This window comes from Mesorhizobium sp. M1E.F.Ca.ET.041.01.1.1 (assembly GCF_003997355.1).
Classification (GTDB): Bacteria; Pseudomonadota; Alphaproteobacteria; order Rhizobiales; family Rhizobiaceae; genus Mesorhizobium.
Genome location: NZ_RZSL01000019.1, coordinates 1 through 14,239, shown reverse-complemented (window position 1 = coordinate 14,239; position 14,239 = coordinate 1). Strand labels below are relative to the sequence as shown.

Here is a 14,239-nt window from a genome sequence, read left to right as displayed (position 1 = left end):
TTCTTAGCCTTTCAGAAATGCTGGTAGCGGCAGGTCAGAGCGCAGATTCGGTTCGCGCACGTACGGGAAAGTGCGGGCTGCGGGCTTCGTCGGCATATCCACGCCATCTCCGACACGCTTGCCCCGCCCTCCATTCACGATCATCGAGAGCATATCGTCGAGGATGTCGTCATCGAGCCATCGGCCACCGGCGCTATTGTGCGCTCGATCATCCATCAGCGCGCGCTCGATCTCGAGGAAGCTCCCTGCGGAGAACGGGTTCGCGAGATCGACAATCAGAAAATCACCCAGGAACAGGTCGCGCAGCGGGTGACGACCGTCTTCTTCAACGGGCCACGCGGTCGCCCCGTCCAACTCGTCCCAGTAAGCCAAATTCGCGTCGAGGCGTGTCTCGTATAGCGGGCGGTAGACGTCTGAGAGCGCGAACGTGTCCTCGCGATTGTACAAGTCACGCAACTCGATGTTTTTCGCGCGCGGATCGCGTGTCGGATTCGCCATCAGCACGTTCTTGGTCTCTGGCCGTCCGACGTGCTCGAGCCGCAGTGGCTTACCGTTGACTGTCACCACTGTTTCCGAAACGGCGGCGATCAATGTCGCGCCGCCGAAACGTTCCACGATTGATCGAAAAGGGATTTCGACCACGATCGAGAGGACGTCGCGAAACTGTACCGTATTCGCCGCGGTGTCGAACGACATCTTGCCGGAGAAATCCGTCCGGAGCGTAGCCTCGACATCCATGAAGAACGGATCGCTGACCAGTCCCGCAAACACGCGCATGCTTTCTTCTTCGACCTGCTCTCCGACTGTGAAGCTTGCCTTCAGGCCATCCGACGTGATGATCTGCCCCTTCTGGACTGCAGTCCCCTCGGGAACATCGCTGAACCGGACGTCGATGGTGTATTCGTTCGCGCCGGTGACGATGTGGCGCTCGGAGCGCGCCAATGGCCGTAGCCGGAATCGATGCGTGACGACGTTGCTGAACCGTGAATCCGGCGTCGCGAGCGGGAATACGTCCATGATGAGAACCAGGTTTCCCGGCCGCTCGGGGCTAGGGAACGCAAAAAAGTCCGAAATGTCGACTGCTGGATCGCCCATAACGGCTGGCCCGCTGAAATGATCTGACACGGTCGTTTTTCCTTTCGTTTGTTCAGAATCTCTGCTCTGCGATTAGGCGTAGGCCGTCGGCGACCGCTTGCACGCCCAGCGCAATCAAGAGGACGTTCATCACGCATCCGAGAATATTGAGGCCTGGATTGACGAGAGGGATCTTCGCAATGCGGTCGGCGGCCAGCATGACGATCAAGTCGAGGGCGAGCACCAAGGCCGCCATGGCCAGAACCCACAGTCCTTCCGAACTTGCCGGGTAAAGCGTGACCAGCAGGACCAGCAGCGCGAGGCCGTAGGGTGTGACGATGGTGGGAAAAGCGAGCGGCGAAAACGCCAGTTCGGTCGCGCTGGCCGGGTTAGCCGCTGATGACGGTTCACCTGCGCGCGGGCTATAGCCTGCCAACACGGGCCGTAGCGCAACGAGAACAAGGATGGCGCCTCCCGTAAGGAGGAGTGCGCCGATAGAAATGCCCCAGGCCTTAAGCGTTGCCGCGCCGATCGCCGCTACGACGAGCAGTCCGATCAATGCAACACTGAATGCCGTGAAGGCCGCCTGGCGCTTGAAGGCAGCACTGCGGCCCTGCGTCATCCCAAGAAATGGCAGGATGACGTTGAGCGGGCCGAGGGTAACGAAGAGGAACGTAAAAACTTCACCGAAGGTCCATGCGGAGAGTGCTCCGGGACGAAGCGCAGGCGCGGCGACGCCCTGCGCCGAGGCTGCCGAGACTGTCGCGGCGAACACCAATATAAGCGCAATAAGCCTGCCGAAGTTCTTCACAAAGAGTGTCCGGCGACCTCTGCCGGAATTGGTGGTGCGCAGGCGGATGGCCATTGTCGCAAGCTCCGATATCGCCCGTTAGAATCGCTGCTGGATCAGGCCTTCGAGCGCCATCAGTCCGGGTACGAACAGATATTCGCCTCCCTTGACCGTGACGAAGCTGGGAAGATCGAACAGGAACGGCTGCTTAGCGCCTGGTACCATCATCTGAGAGCCTTCACCCCCCACGCCGTTGATCGGGTCCTGCTCGTTTGCGCCGAGTCCGATGAACTCACCGCCTTTCATCCATTCCTTTTGGACGAACTCGAATTGCCTCTCGATGTCGGCCTGGATAAAGAGGTTGATCAGCCCGCGATCGACGCCGTCATCTTTAAGCGCACCGTCCTCGAGGTGCGGCCCATATTCGACGCCGCGTCGAATCAGGCGATGCCTTCGCACCGCGGTCGCGCGCTTGAGGGGAGTGGCGCGTGGATTGGTTCTGCGTAGGTGCGCGCCGATTGGGCACCGCAGTCCCTCGTCGTCACCTGCATAGCTGAAGTTGTTGCGGCGCTCCGGGTCCGCCGCGATGGCAAGGTCATCCTTGTCCGGCGACAAATCCACGGGGCAGCCGCTGCGCCACCGGCCCATCATCTTCGCTGCCACGCGTTCCTGATGATACTCGTCGTCGGAACCGTAAAGTGACTTGGCCGCGGTTTTCAGAAATCTGCGGAAGGCAGCCACATCCTGATGGAGCTTGCGGAAGACCATGTACGTCCCGTTCACCCGCAGCTCGAACGGTTCCGGACCCATGACGCCCGCAGGCCCAGCCTCGTCTTCGTAACCCAGCACAAACTCGCCGGCTTTCAAAGGACGCCACGACCCATCCGGCTCCTGCACGCCGTCGCCAGGATACCAAGGCGCGTCAGCGCCTTCGATCGGAGGCTGGGAGATCGGGTCAGCAAATCCAAAATGCTCGCCTTCGGAGCCGATCCCGTTCGCGTGCGCGAGCGCCATCGTGTCCTGGATGAAGCGGAGCTCTATTCCCCCGATCTCTTCCATTTCGGCACGGACGATCCGCGTCGCCAGTTCGCGGCCTTGGTCGGAATCGGTGCGGATCCACGCCATCGCGTGAATGTCGGGACCGCCGAGACCACCCTCCCAATGCTCTGGGGCGTGCAAGCCCGTGTCGCCAATCGCCTCGGCACGGGCGCGCGCGCCCATCCGAAAGGCCTGCGGAAAACTGTCGAGCGAACGTTTCGACAGACCGAGCGCTGCTAGTCCTTCAAACGTAAAGCCGACGTTCACGGTGAAGCACGTCCCGTGCTCCTGCGGCCAGGTATTCACGCGTGCGATCATGACGCGCATCCATTCACGTGCCTTTGCGCTGTCATGGAATTTCAGGAAGATATGGCGCCCGTACCTCATGAGGATCGGCGCAACGACATTGTCCTGAATGTCGCTGAGATTCGCCCTCAAATCGGCGGCGGTCAAAGCGCGTGTCATTGCAGCAGTGCTCATCTGAAGGGGTCCTCTCTGTTGTCGAGCGCACCGGCTGGAGTTGGCCGGCGCGTTGGATGAAGCACCCAAGGTCGGCCAACTTCGAAGTCTGACGTTGGATTAGGCGGCCTTCCTGAGACCGAGCCGCTCGGGAACGTTCGTAAATTGCGGCTCCTTGGCGGCGTCGGTGTCGATAGCCGCGCCGCTGCGGACGTGGTCGAAAGGCTTTGCGAGTTCGACAAGAAAGCTGTCGACCAGGTCCTCTAACTTGCCTTCGCGCTTCGCGACGGCACGCTGGAACTTCTGGGTCTTCGCGTAGACGTCGGCCTGCTTCTCGATTTGGCTGTTGCTGAGGCTCGGGAAGGCATCATAAAGCGCGAGCGTCTTCATCTGACCGCGCGCGATGTACTGGACGATGTCGCGCGCCGTCGCTTCGGGGCCGGTCGGACATCCGATGCACTGCCCCCAGATCGCCTCAAGGTTCTCTTTACCGTTGAGCACAAAGTCGTCGAAATACTTCTCGAGACTGCTGTCGAACTGCGTGGCGAAATAGAGCGTCGGACCGAACTCGGTGCTCGTGCCAACGAACCAACGCGCGGCACGTATCAGGCCGAGGAGAGTGGTCGCTTCGGCAAAGGTCAGTTCCGGCGGGTTCCAGAATTCGCGGAAGGCAAGCTTGTTGGTGAACTTCGCAAGGTCGGCATCGGGCTTGAGAGGCCACATGCCCGTGAACTCGTGCACCACACCGTCGCCGTCCTTCAAGATGAGGCCGGGGTGACGCAGGTCCCACTCGACAGCGGAATTGGCGGAATTGTTGGGGTTCATTCGCATTCTCCAGATATGTGGCAACCAACCTGATGTTGGCAATAGCCACTTTGTTGTTGACAGTGCCTACTTAATGGTGCGAGTTGGCGGCGTCAACTTAAAATCGACCGAGTCCAGAAAATTTCCGACGAGCCACAAGTTGACGCTGGCCACTCAGCTGCTAGGATAGGCCGCATGAATGCAGCTAAACCCGAACTCCATGACCGTGCGTATCACCACGGCGATCTTCAGCGCGCCATCGTCAATGCAGCGATCGACGTCCTACGCGAGACGCAAAGCACCGAATTCTCACTGCGAGAGCTGGCCCGACGTGCGGGTGTGAGCCATAACGCGCCTTACAAGCACTTCGCAGATAAGCGAGAATTGTTGGGCGCCGTGTCGGCAGCGGGCTTCGATCAGCTTGCCGATCGAATGAGCGATGCGGGACAGGGACGCAGCAATCCGCGCACGCGCCTAACGGCAATGGCCCGCAGCCATGTGCGGCACGGTATCGAAAATCCTGCGCTCTACAGACTGATGTTCGGTGGGTTACTTGGCGTTGCGGGCGATGGCCGGCCTACAATCGAAATGGCAGCAGCCGAGAAACTGAGAGCGCTTATCGAGGGAGCCGTCATCGACGGCGCTCTTGGGAGCCCCGTCCCCAGGATCCGGCGCAACACGTCAAAGATAGACAGCGCAGTATTGAGCTATTGGTCGCAAATTCACGGCCTTACCTTGCTGCTGATCGATCGCCTTGTCGGCCCGAGCGCGCGGTCCGACAACTTGGCCGTTCGCGCGGTGAACACAATGATCGACGGATTGGCGGCGGGAATTCCTGCCCTGCCCTCCGACGTTTGGGTAGGACCGCGAATCCTGCAGCGAGCGAGCGAGGAGCGAGGCCCCGGCGTCAGCATCTCGCAGGGTGGAGAGCAATCGCTGCCAGGGCAAGATCTGGCTACCGTTCCAGTCAACACGGGACAGTAATCCTGGCTTTCGAGCCGCAGCCGCCCGGTCAAGTCGCCTTTTTTCCGACCTCGACGAAAATGCCTCCTGCCGCTGCTGATGGTTGCCGAGAAGCAGGAAGGTCGGGAGATGAAGCATAGCCAGCATGCTCCGCGGCGCACCGGCCAGATAGACCATATGTTCGGTATCCCCCACGGTAGCGTGGGCAATGGCTTTGTGAAGCGCGACCGCAAGCCTGGGCGTCGGCGGGACTTCATGAACGACCCGGCCGTCATTGCTAGACGGGAGAAAGCACTGGCGCGCATGGCGGCCGCCGCCGCCGGTGTTGAAGTCCCTGCCCCAATCAAATTTGGTGCGGGTGATCCGGCAGATCAGGTAGGGCCAGTGGTCGCCTGGATGACGTTCTCGCATTCCTGATGGAGAATTCGGGCAATCTGCCAGAAGGCTCGCTGCCCTGATGAACTTTTCGGCGGAGTGTAGGTCGCCGACTGCCTGTGCAGCGCCAGTCCGCCGCGATTTGTCCAGCGGCGGTTCTCATAGCTAAAGCCAAGGGAGCTTGACTGGATCGCCCTCGATCAGGCTGCGCAATCCGGGCCAGCTGACGCCCGATCGGGCGCTCTCGTCGGCGCAAAGAAGGCGTGGCTTCACCGTCGATGCGACATTCTACTTTGCTAGGAACCGAACGGCCCTGCTCTATATGAGGGTCGCATTTCTAACTTGCCAGCGCTGTCTCATCTCTACTTGCTTTAACAGCACTTCCATCCCCTAGAGTGCTCGCACGCTGGCTTGACTCGAATTGCCTAGGAAAATAAGCGGTGGTCGTGAACTTTACAGGCGGCCAGGACGGGTCCCAACCATGTGCGAGGATCTTCCAAGGTGTGTTTGCCTTGGCGTCCTCCCAGCACATCGGCGAGCAGAAATAGTACCGCACCGGGCGATTATTAAATAGGCGGCTGCATGCTATGCATATCATGTAGAACCTCATTATTCAGCGAGGATGGACCAGCCGCGCGCTTTTGGGCGCAAACCGAACCGTCCCGCGGATTAACTGGAGCGGGCCGGGGCCGCGCATATGCATATAATGGCGTTCGGCCTGTAGCTTCGGGCAGGCTATTCCTGAATCGCCGTGAGGCGAGCCACGGCCGATCCGTGGCCCGCCTATCGATCACGCCTGCAACGCAAGGATTCCTGTCTCCGCGGGGTCCGTGTAGGATTCAGCCTGATGCGGTTCACTGATCCGGAACCACGCGACATAGAGGGCCGGCAGGAAGATCAGGGTAAGAACCGTCGCGACGGCGAGGCCGCCGATGATGGCGAAGGCCATTGGCCCCCAGAAGACAGTCGGCGCGATCGGCACCATGCCGAGTGTCGCGGCGGCTGCCGTGAGCAGGATCGGGCGTGTCCGGTGGATGGCGGCTGTGACGACGGCGTCCCACGGATGGGCGCCGGTCCTCCTTTCGGTCTCGATCTGATCGATCAGGATGACCGAATTGCGCGCGATCATGCCGGTCAGCGCCAGCACACCCAGGATCGCCACAAAGCCCAGCGGAGCTTGTGCAAGCAGCAGGGCCGCCACCACGCCGATGATGCCGAGCGGAGCAACACTCAAGACCAGGAACATGCGCTGGAAGCTCTGTAGCTGGAACATCAGGATCGTCAGCACAAGAAGACCCATCGCCGGCAGCACCGCCATAACCGATGCTTGGGCTTTGCCACTCTCCTCCACCGAGCCGCCAGTCGCGATGTGATAGCCGCTCGGAAGCGCCGCAACGAGTTTGCCGAGTTGAGGCTCAAAGGTCTTGACGGCCGTTGCCGGCAGCACACCAGGCACCACGTCTGCCTGCACGGTCAGGGTCGGAACGCGATCGCGCCGCCAGACGATTGGGTACTCCTGGGAATACTCAAAGGTTGCGATCTGCCTCAGGGGAACCACCCGCCCGCCTGGAAGCGGGATCTGCAACGAGCGAAGTGATTCAAGAGAGGTCCGCTCCGTCTGCTCGGCGCGCGCGACCACGTCGACCAGGTAAATATCGTCGCGAACCTGCGTCATCGTCGTGCCCGAGACAACGGCATTGAGCGCGGTCGCCACCACGGCGGAGCTAAGACCCAGCTGTCTCGCCTGGTCCTGGTCGACGCGAATACGCATAACCCGTGATGGCTCGACCCAGTCGAAGTTGACGTTGCGGAGGCCCGCCGTCTTGCCCAGGGCATCGGCAACCTGCAGAGCAATGGAGCGAACTTGGGCCGGGTCTGGTCCGTCCACTCGGTATTTCACCGGCCAGCCGACGGGGGGACCGAGTTCCAGCGGATTGACACGCGCGACGACCTGCGGGAACCGCGTCGCCAAAGCCTTCTCGAGACGCGCGCGAACCTGCTCGCGTTCCTTAAGCCCTTTGGTGACAATAACCGACTGCGCGAAAAACGGATTCGGTAGGGCTACGTCGAGCGGCAAATAGAAGCGAATGGCGCCCTGACCGACATAGGTCGAGAAATGCTCGATGTCAGGATCGGCGGCCACGATCTCGTCGAACTGTTGCACGACCTCGTTTGTCGCAAGGATCGAGGCATTATCCTGCAGCTTCAAATCCACCAATAACTCAGGTCGATCGGAGGACGGAAAGAACTGCTGCGGGATGAGACGGACTCCGGCCAGGGCTGCAGCGAAGAGACCCGCGGTCAAAAGGATGGTGATCCATTTGGCGCGCATTGCAGCCAACAGAGCCCGCTTGAATAGGCGCATCGGCGCGCTCAGCATTTCACTATGCGAATGCTTTGGCTTTCCCAGGAGCGCGACGCCCACGACAGGGGCAAAGAGGCCCGACACTACCCAGGAAGCGATTAGAGACAGCGCCACCACGGCGAAGAGCGAGAAAGTGTATTCGCCGGCGTCGCTGCGCGCAAAACCAACCGGCACAAAGCCAGCGACGGTGACGAGCGTCCCGGCAAGCCGCGGCATGGCAGTCGAAGCGTAGGCGAAGATGGCCGCGGTCGGCTTGTCGTCGCCACGTTCGAGACGGCTCACCATGGTCTCGATGGTGATCATGGCATCGTCGACCAAAAGGCCGAGAGCGATGATGAGGGCGCCAAGCGAGATACGCTGAAGGTCGATGCCCAGGGCCAGCATCGCCGCGAATACGATCGCAAGGACCAGCGGAATCGAGATCGCGACAACGGAGCCGGCGCGGAAGCCGAGGCTCAAAATGCTCACAACGAGGACGATGGCGATCGCTTCCCACAGCGCTTCCATGAAGTCGCTGATTGCGTGATTGACTGTCTCCGGCTGGTTGGCGATCATTGTGGGCTCGATGCCGACGGGCAAGTCCTTCCTAAGTTCCTTTATCGTTTCTTCGACGTTGCGACCGAGCGCCAGGACGTCGCCGCCGTCGCGCATAGAGATCCCGAGGCCCAGGCCAGGCTTGCCGTTGATGCGAAAGATCGGATCTGGCGGGTTGGCATCCTCGCGGCGCACTTGCGCGATGTCGGCCAGGCGGATGATACGATCGCCCACGGCGAAGTTGACGGCGAGGATATCCTTCTCGGATTTCAGCGCGCCGCTTACCTGCATTTTGATGCCTTCCAGATCGGTGACGATCTCACCCGAGGGAACCACGACGTTTTGGGCCTGCAGCGCTGTTGTCAGAGCTTCCGCGGTAAGGCCGTAGCCGGCGAGCTTTTGAGGCGAGAACTCGATGTAAATGCGCTCAGGCTGCGCGCCAATCAAATTTACCTTGGCGACGTCGGGCACCTGCAAGAGCCGAGAACGGACGTTTTCCACGTAGTCTCGTAACTCGCGGTTGGTGTATCCGTCGGCGGTGAAGCCATAGATGATGCCATAGGTGTCGCCGAACTCATCATCGGCAACCGGGCCGACCACGCCCTGCGGCAAGGTCAGCCGGATGTCTTCAACCTTCTTGCGCACCTGGTACCAGGTGTCAGTCACCGCCCTCGGGGGCGTCGATCCCTTGAGGTACACGAAGACGGTGGACTCACCAGCCTTTGTGAAGCTCTTCAGGTAGTCGAGATGAGGCGTTTCCTGAAGTTTGCGCTCCAGGCGTTCGGTTACCTGGTGCAGCGTATCGTCGAGCGTGGCGCCAGGCCATCTTGCCTGCACCACCATGGTCTTGATGGTGAAGGTGGGATCCTCGTTGCGACCAAGTTGCAGGTAGGCCCCAATGCCAAGGACAAGGACGGCGAGCATCAGATAGTAGACGACCGAACGATGCGCGAGCGCCCAAGCGGAGAGATTGAAGCGGTTCATTGGGAAGCTCCCAGCAGCCGGACGTTCTGACCGGGCCTCAGCGCATGCACGCCGGCGGTCACTACGATTTCGCCGCTTTCGACCCCTTGCGATATCACGATATGGGAAGAATCCTGTCGAAGCAGTTCGACGGTTCGAAGCGAGACTTGCTGCGTTTTGCCGTCGACGACCCAGACCGCCGGCCGGTCCCCCTCCGTCGTCAGGGCGGTTGCTGGCAGCTCGATGCCACTCGCCACCTGCATATGCGTCTGACCGGTCACTGTTGCCCCAAGGCGCATCGCCTTCGGCCAGGCGCTTAGCCCAACTTTAACCCGGTAGCTGCGCGTGACGGGATCGGCCTGTGGCGCCACCTCCCGGACCTGACCAACGGCGTGCACCGAAGGATCATCGGTCAACGCGACGTCGATCGGCGCGTCAGGGGCCACTTGGCGCATAAGGCTCGCCGGCACGTCGAATACCGCGTCGGCGCCGTAACCGTGTGCGACCGTGACAATCGTCTGACCAGCCCTGACAACCTCCCCGGCCTCGGCACCGGTGGCGATCACGACGCCGGACGAGTCGGCGACCAGTTTGGTGTAGCTGAACTGGTCCTGGGCCGTGTGCAATACGGCCGCCGTGGAATCCACCTCGGCTTTCGCGCTCAGATATGCCCTCTCGGCGGCATCGAACTGGGCCCGAGTGGTCCAGCCCTGCCCGAGCAGGGTCCTTTGACGCTCCAGAGTGTTGGCGGCTTCGTGGACGGCCGCTTGCGCTGCTTCGTTCTGCGCCTGCGCGGCATGCAGACCATCCTGCTGGGGCTGCGGATCGATTTCGGCGACAACGTCGCCCGGTTGCACCACCTGCCCCACACTGGCCTTGCGGCTAATCATCCGGCCGTCAATACGAAAGGCAAGATTTTCCTCGGTGCGCGCGCGGACATGGCCCGTCAGCGAAACAGGCTCTCCTTCCGCGCTGGCGGAGGCGACCACGGTTCGCACAGGGCGGATGTCAGGTGGCGGCGGCGCGGATGCACCAACGCACGCAAAGACGGCTAATCCCAGGCAGGCAAGTGTGGATGCGGATTTCATGGCAGACCCTCTTGATTGTGCCCAGTCCGATGAAATTCGTCGCTGGCTGGACAATTCGGCTTGCTTATATACATTCTTGCATGTATGTAAATAGGGAAAGTCGTGAATGTATGTAAAAATTGACGCAACGGAAGGATTTCACTTATGAGACGCACCAAGGCTGAGGCCGAACAGACACGCGAGGCCGTCTTGGCCGCAGCGATCGACGTCTTCCTCGAGCGCGGCGTGGCCCGCGCTACCCTGGAACAGATCGCCAGCGCTGCGGGCGTAACCCGCGGGGCCGTCTACTGGCATTTCCGCGACAAGCAGGAGATATTCGCTGCGCTGGAGCGACGGGCCAACATGCCGAATGAGGAGTTTGGCGATCGGCTCACGGCTCGCCTCGCCGCCCAAACCGACCTTGATCCATTGCGCGAGCTCTCAGACGCAATCCGCGAGGGGCTGCAGGCATTCGAAACCCATCCGGAACGTTCCCGTATCCTGACGATACTCTGGCTGCGTTGCGAGTATTGCGAGGACATGGTGTCGGTGGTTACGCGCCAGCGGGAAGCGGACCTGGCGCTCCAGAAATTGTTCGAGTCCGTGATTGCGCTCGCAGCAACCCGCGGCCGGCTCACGCCCGCCTTCTCCCCAGAATTGGCCGCGCGCGCCCTCCTGCTTTTAGTCAATGGATCAGTCCTCGATTGGCTCCGCGCTCCCGGACAGTTTGAGCTCACGGCAACCACAATGCCCCTGGTGGCCGGGTTTCTCGAGGCAATCAGCACGCCAAAAGCGCAACCAGCGGCCGATCACGCGCGGCGAGCATTATTCCTCGGAGTATAACTATGACAGTTCGGGCGAGATGGGGTGCAGCATTGGCGCGGTCAATGTGCGCACCGGCACGTCATCCGGCCCGAGCCCGAGCACATGATGGCGAGTGGGGTTCTGACGGCCAGTCGATAGTCGTCAGCCACGGTTGGTTCATGCAGTAGCTGGCGACCGGGCCATCCCCGGCGGGATGGCTTCGAAAAGAACGAAGCTCGGACGCCGCAGAGCCCTCCAAGAAACATTTCTCGAAACGGATTCTACGATGCCCGGACAAGCCAACACGCGCGACTACACCGACAAGATGCTGCTCGCCGCTCTGCAGGAGGCGCAGACGACGGTACGCGCCTATGACACAAAGGCGCAGATCGTCGGCGTGGGCTATATCCTGGCGCTTAATCTGGTGCTCCATTTTGGCGATCTCCTGCCGACCCGCGCGCCGCTCGGGCCGCTGTTCTTCGCAGCCGTCTGGGGCGTTCTCATCATGCCGATCCTGCAGTTCGGGCAGGTGATTCACCCAAGCCGGACCCGCGCGGAAAAGGATCTTGTCACGAAGAAGTTCTGTGGCTCCGAGCAGCGCGTTTATTATGTCGACCCCAACACATTCGCCAATCTCGGGGACTTCGTCCGCGAGGCGCTAACCTCTGATTGGACCTCGGTTCTTGCCGCCGAATTGCTCAAGGTGTCTCGCGTCAGGATCATCAAGCAGACGCGCTTCCGGCGCGCTCTGATGATGACCGTGGTCTCTTTCATCGTGCTCGCAGCCGATCAGTTTCTGCGAAGTCTGGCCGTCGTCCGATGAGAAGAGAACGTCACGCCTGGCCGAGGCTGAGGTTTCATGTGCTTTGGTGGCGAAGCCTGCTCGTTCCCGCGATGCTGTGCCTGCTGATCAGCTGCGCCACTCGACCCGAAAACATCTTTCAACCTCTCCCCTTTGCCGCCGGTGATGCTGCCCACGTGGACATGCTGGTGGCGACGACGCGCAAGCCATCTGTCGATCGCGGCCAGCTCTACAGCGGCGATCGCGGAACGGCGATCTCGCTCAACAGAATAGTCGTCTCCATTCCCCCGGATCGGAACCGCACGGTCGGACAGATCCAGTGGCCCCTGCTATTTAAACCCGATCCCGAAAAGGAGTTTGCGGTACTCAGCGTGGGGAAAATCGCTTCGCAACGCGCGGTTCTTGAGTGGGTTCGCAAGAATCGCAACGGCAAGCGACAGTTGCTCATCTTCGTGCATGGCTTCAACAACACATACGCCGATGCCGTCTTCCGCTTCGCCCAGATCGTTCACGATACCGGAACCGATGCAGCGCCGATCCTCTTTACATGGCCGTCGCGCGGGGATCCATTCGACTATCTTTATGACAGGGAAAGCACCAACTACTCACGTCGAGCCCTGGAAGACCTGATCCTCCAGGCCACAAGGAGTCCGGACGTCGCCGACGTGACGATCCTGGCCCACTCGATGGGCGCATGGCTGACGGCGGAGGCGCTGCGCGATATCGCGATGCGCGACCAGACCATTCCGGCGAAAGTCAGGAACGTGCTTTTCGCGTCGCCGGATATCGACATCGACGTGTTTCGACGCCAGTTCATCGAGATGGGCGCGACGCGACCGCGTTTCACGATCTTCACGTCAACCAATGACAAAGCCCTGCAAGTCTCCCGGCTGCTTTCGGGAGGAGTTCGACGCGTCGGTGGAACCGATCTGAGGCCATACGCTTCCGTACTCGAAGAGCTTGGCGTCTCGGTTATCGACACCAGCGACATCACACCCCGCGATCCACTCGGCCACAACGCGTTTGCCGATACCCCCGGCATTGTGCGCCTTCTTGGGCGGCGGCTTGCAGGACAAAGCCTGGCCGGAGGAGAGGCGACGTTTGCCGATAAGATCGGGGTGACGGCCGCCGATTTCGCTGGTTCGGCAGCGCGGGTGGCCATTGCTGCCCCAGCCGCAGTCATCAGCCCTAAGGCTCGCGAGATCTTGAAACGGGAGCTTTCCTCGGACGGGGGCCAGATACTGGACGGGCAGATTTCCTACTGATCGTCGAGCGTGGCTTCATGCGAACTAGTGATGCGAGCTTCTCGTTGAGAGTGAAACGATGACCCTTCCCAGCATTGCGAGCAATGATCATTCAGCCGAGAGATTGCCGATCATTCAAGCTGGCACGGCGGCTTGTCGCATGTATGGGCCGTCGAAAACGACAGTCGCCGACATAGCTCGACTGCTCGGAAAATCTCCCGCAAGCCTGTACCGAACATTCCCCTCGAAAGCGGACATATGGGACGCAATCGCAGCGGATTTCTACGAAAGTGACCTCTGCTTCGCGCCCTCCCCTGCAGGCGACTTGGTGAGCGCAGCAGACCAATTGAAACAAACGATGCTTGGCCACCATCGCTTGCTCCTGCAGGCTATACACGGCGACCCCCAAATGTTCGGTCTGATTGTCCTTACCGCGAGCAGCAACTGGTCGTCCTTCAGGCAGTTTCGAAATCGGCTTCACGGCCTCGTGGGAGAGCTTATTCGTGCCGGCATTGGCACCAAGGAGTTCCAACCGACAGATGTGCACGCGGCCTCCTCCTGCTTTTGCGCCTCTCTTGTTGTCTTGTGGGACCCCAGGATTATCGGTTCAACGCCTTCGAACCATTGCGAGATTTCAGCTCTGGAACTCGTCTCCTTCGCGGTTGATGCGTTGCGGTAACTGCTTTTGAGCTATGTCTGTCGGCTTGGAGGGCGAGCCGATCGACCGGGCAACGGTCAATGCCTGGGAGGACAACGACTCCCGCGCGGCTGTGGAGCAGACCGGCCGCCGCAAGCTGGTGATCGCCGCGCTGTGGACCGAGGTCTGCCTTTGCTTTCCCACGCTCGATGCCCTGCGTGACGGATACGAAGTCTATCCAATCATAGATGCGGTCGAAGGCACCTCTTCTGAAGCCCACGATCTGGCGACCCGGCGGATGGCGCAGGTCGGGGCCAGGC

13 protein-coding genes are annotated in these 14,239 nt (G+C 60.8%); 7 read left to right on the top strand and 6 right to left on the bottom strand.

Annotation, left to right across the window (positions count from 1 at the left end):
* Positions 1 to 3: 3 nt before the first annotated feature.
* The 4 genes from EOA38_RS03680 to EOA38_RS03665 all read right to left on the bottom strand — a co-directional run bounded on the left by EOA38_RS03680 (position 4) and on the right by EOA38_RS03665 (position 4,123).
* Positions 4 to 1,125, bottom strand: a complete 1,122-nt coding sequence (locus EOA38_RS03680) for a DUF4331 family protein (protein WP_127298478.1) — start codon at positions 1,123 to 1,125, stop codon at positions 4 to 6.
* Positions 1,126 to 1,147: 22 nt separating this feature from the next.
* Positions 1,148 to 1,939, bottom strand: a complete 792-nt coding sequence (locus EOA38_RS03675) for a MarC family protein (RefSeq protein ID WP_126090081.1) — start codon at positions 1,937 to 1,939, stop codon at positions 1,148 to 1,150.
* 24 nt (positions 1,940 to 1,963) lie between these two features.
* On the bottom strand, positions 1,964 to 3,382 hold the full coding sequence (locus EOA38_RS03670; protein WP_127298477.1) for a peroxidase: 1,419 nt from the start codon (positions 3,380 to 3,382) through the stop codon (positions 1,964 to 1,966).
* 99 nt (positions 3,383 to 3,481) lie between these two features.
* Positions 3,482 to 4,123, bottom strand: a complete 642-nt coding sequence (locus tag EOA38_RS03665) for a hypothetical protein (protein ID WP_245480748.1) — start codon at positions 4,121 to 4,123, stop codon at positions 3,482 to 3,484.
* Between the two features lie 237 nt (positions 4,124 to 4,360).
* Here EOA38_RS03665 and EOA38_RS03660 point away from each other — a divergent pair, with 237 nt between their 5' ends.
* Both EOA38_RS03660 and EOA38_RS03655 read left to right on the top strand, forming a co-directional pair.
* Positions 4,361 to 5,149, top strand: a complete 789-nt coding sequence (locus tag EOA38_RS03660) for a TetR/AcrR family transcriptional regulator (protein ID WP_127298475.1) — start codon at positions 4,361 to 4,363, stop codon at positions 5,147 to 5,149.
* A 78-nt stretch (positions 5,150 to 5,227) separates the two neighbouring features.
* On the top strand, positions 5,228 to 5,545 hold the full coding sequence (locus EOA38_RS03655; RefSeq protein WP_127298474.1) for a hypothetical protein: 318 nt from the start codon (positions 5,228 to 5,230) through the stop codon (positions 5,543 to 5,545).
* A gap of 748 nt (positions 5,546 to 6,293) precedes the next feature.
* Here EOA38_RS03655 and EOA38_RS03650 read toward each other — a convergent pair.
* Positions 6,294 to 9,386 carry an efflux RND transporter permease subunit gene (locus EOA38_RS03650; protein WP_127298473.1) on the bottom strand — a complete coding sequence of 1,031 codons (3,093 nt, stop codon included), beginning with the start codon at positions 9,384 to 9,386 and terminating at the stop codon, positions 6,294 to 6,296.
* Positions 9,383 to 10,453 (bottom strand): efflux RND transporter periplasmic adaptor subunit, encoded by a 1,071-nt coding sequence (locus EOA38_RS03645; RefSeq protein ID WP_127298472.1) that lies wholly within the window; start codon positions 10,451 to 10,453, stop codon positions 9,383 to 9,385. The genes EOA38_RS03650 and EOA38_RS03645 overlap by 4 nt, the downstream gene beginning before the upstream one ends.
* A gap of 144 nt (positions 10,454 to 10,597) precedes the next feature.
* Here EOA38_RS03645 and EOA38_RS03640 point away from each other — a divergent pair, with 144 nt between their 5' ends.
* The 5 genes from EOA38_RS03640 to EOA38_RS03620 form a co-directional block, all read left to right on the top strand.
* Positions 10,598 to 11,275 carry a TetR family transcriptional regulator gene (locus EOA38_RS03640; protein ID WP_127298471.1) on the top strand — a complete coding sequence of 226 codons (678 nt, stop codon included), beginning with the start codon at positions 10,598 to 10,600 and terminating at the stop codon, positions 11,273 to 11,275.
* A gap of 247 nt (positions 11,276 to 11,522) precedes the next feature.
* Positions 11,523 to 12,059, top strand: coding sequence for a hypothetical protein (locus EOA38_RS03635; RefSeq protein WP_127298470.1), 537 nt, complete (start codon positions 11,523 to 11,525; stop codon positions 12,057 to 12,059).
* Between the two features lie 71 nt (positions 12,060 to 12,130).
* Positions 12,131 to 13,303, top strand: a complete 1,173-nt coding sequence (locus EOA38_RS03630) for an alpha/beta hydrolase (protein ID WP_245480749.1) — start codon at positions 12,131 to 12,133, stop codon at positions 13,301 to 13,303.
* A 58-nt stretch (positions 13,304 to 13,361) separates the two neighbouring features.
* Entirely contained in the window at positions 13,362 to 13,961 is a 600-nt protein-coding gene (locus tag EOA38_RS03625) for a TetR/AcrR family transcriptional regulator (RefSeq protein WP_127298469.1), read from the top strand.
* A gap of 13 nt (positions 13,962 to 13,974) precedes the next feature.
* Positions 13,975 to 14,239, top strand: a 265-nt coding sequence (locus tag EOA38_RS03620) for an isochorismatase family protein (protein ID WP_127298468.1), incomplete at its 3' end; no start/stop codon positions are given.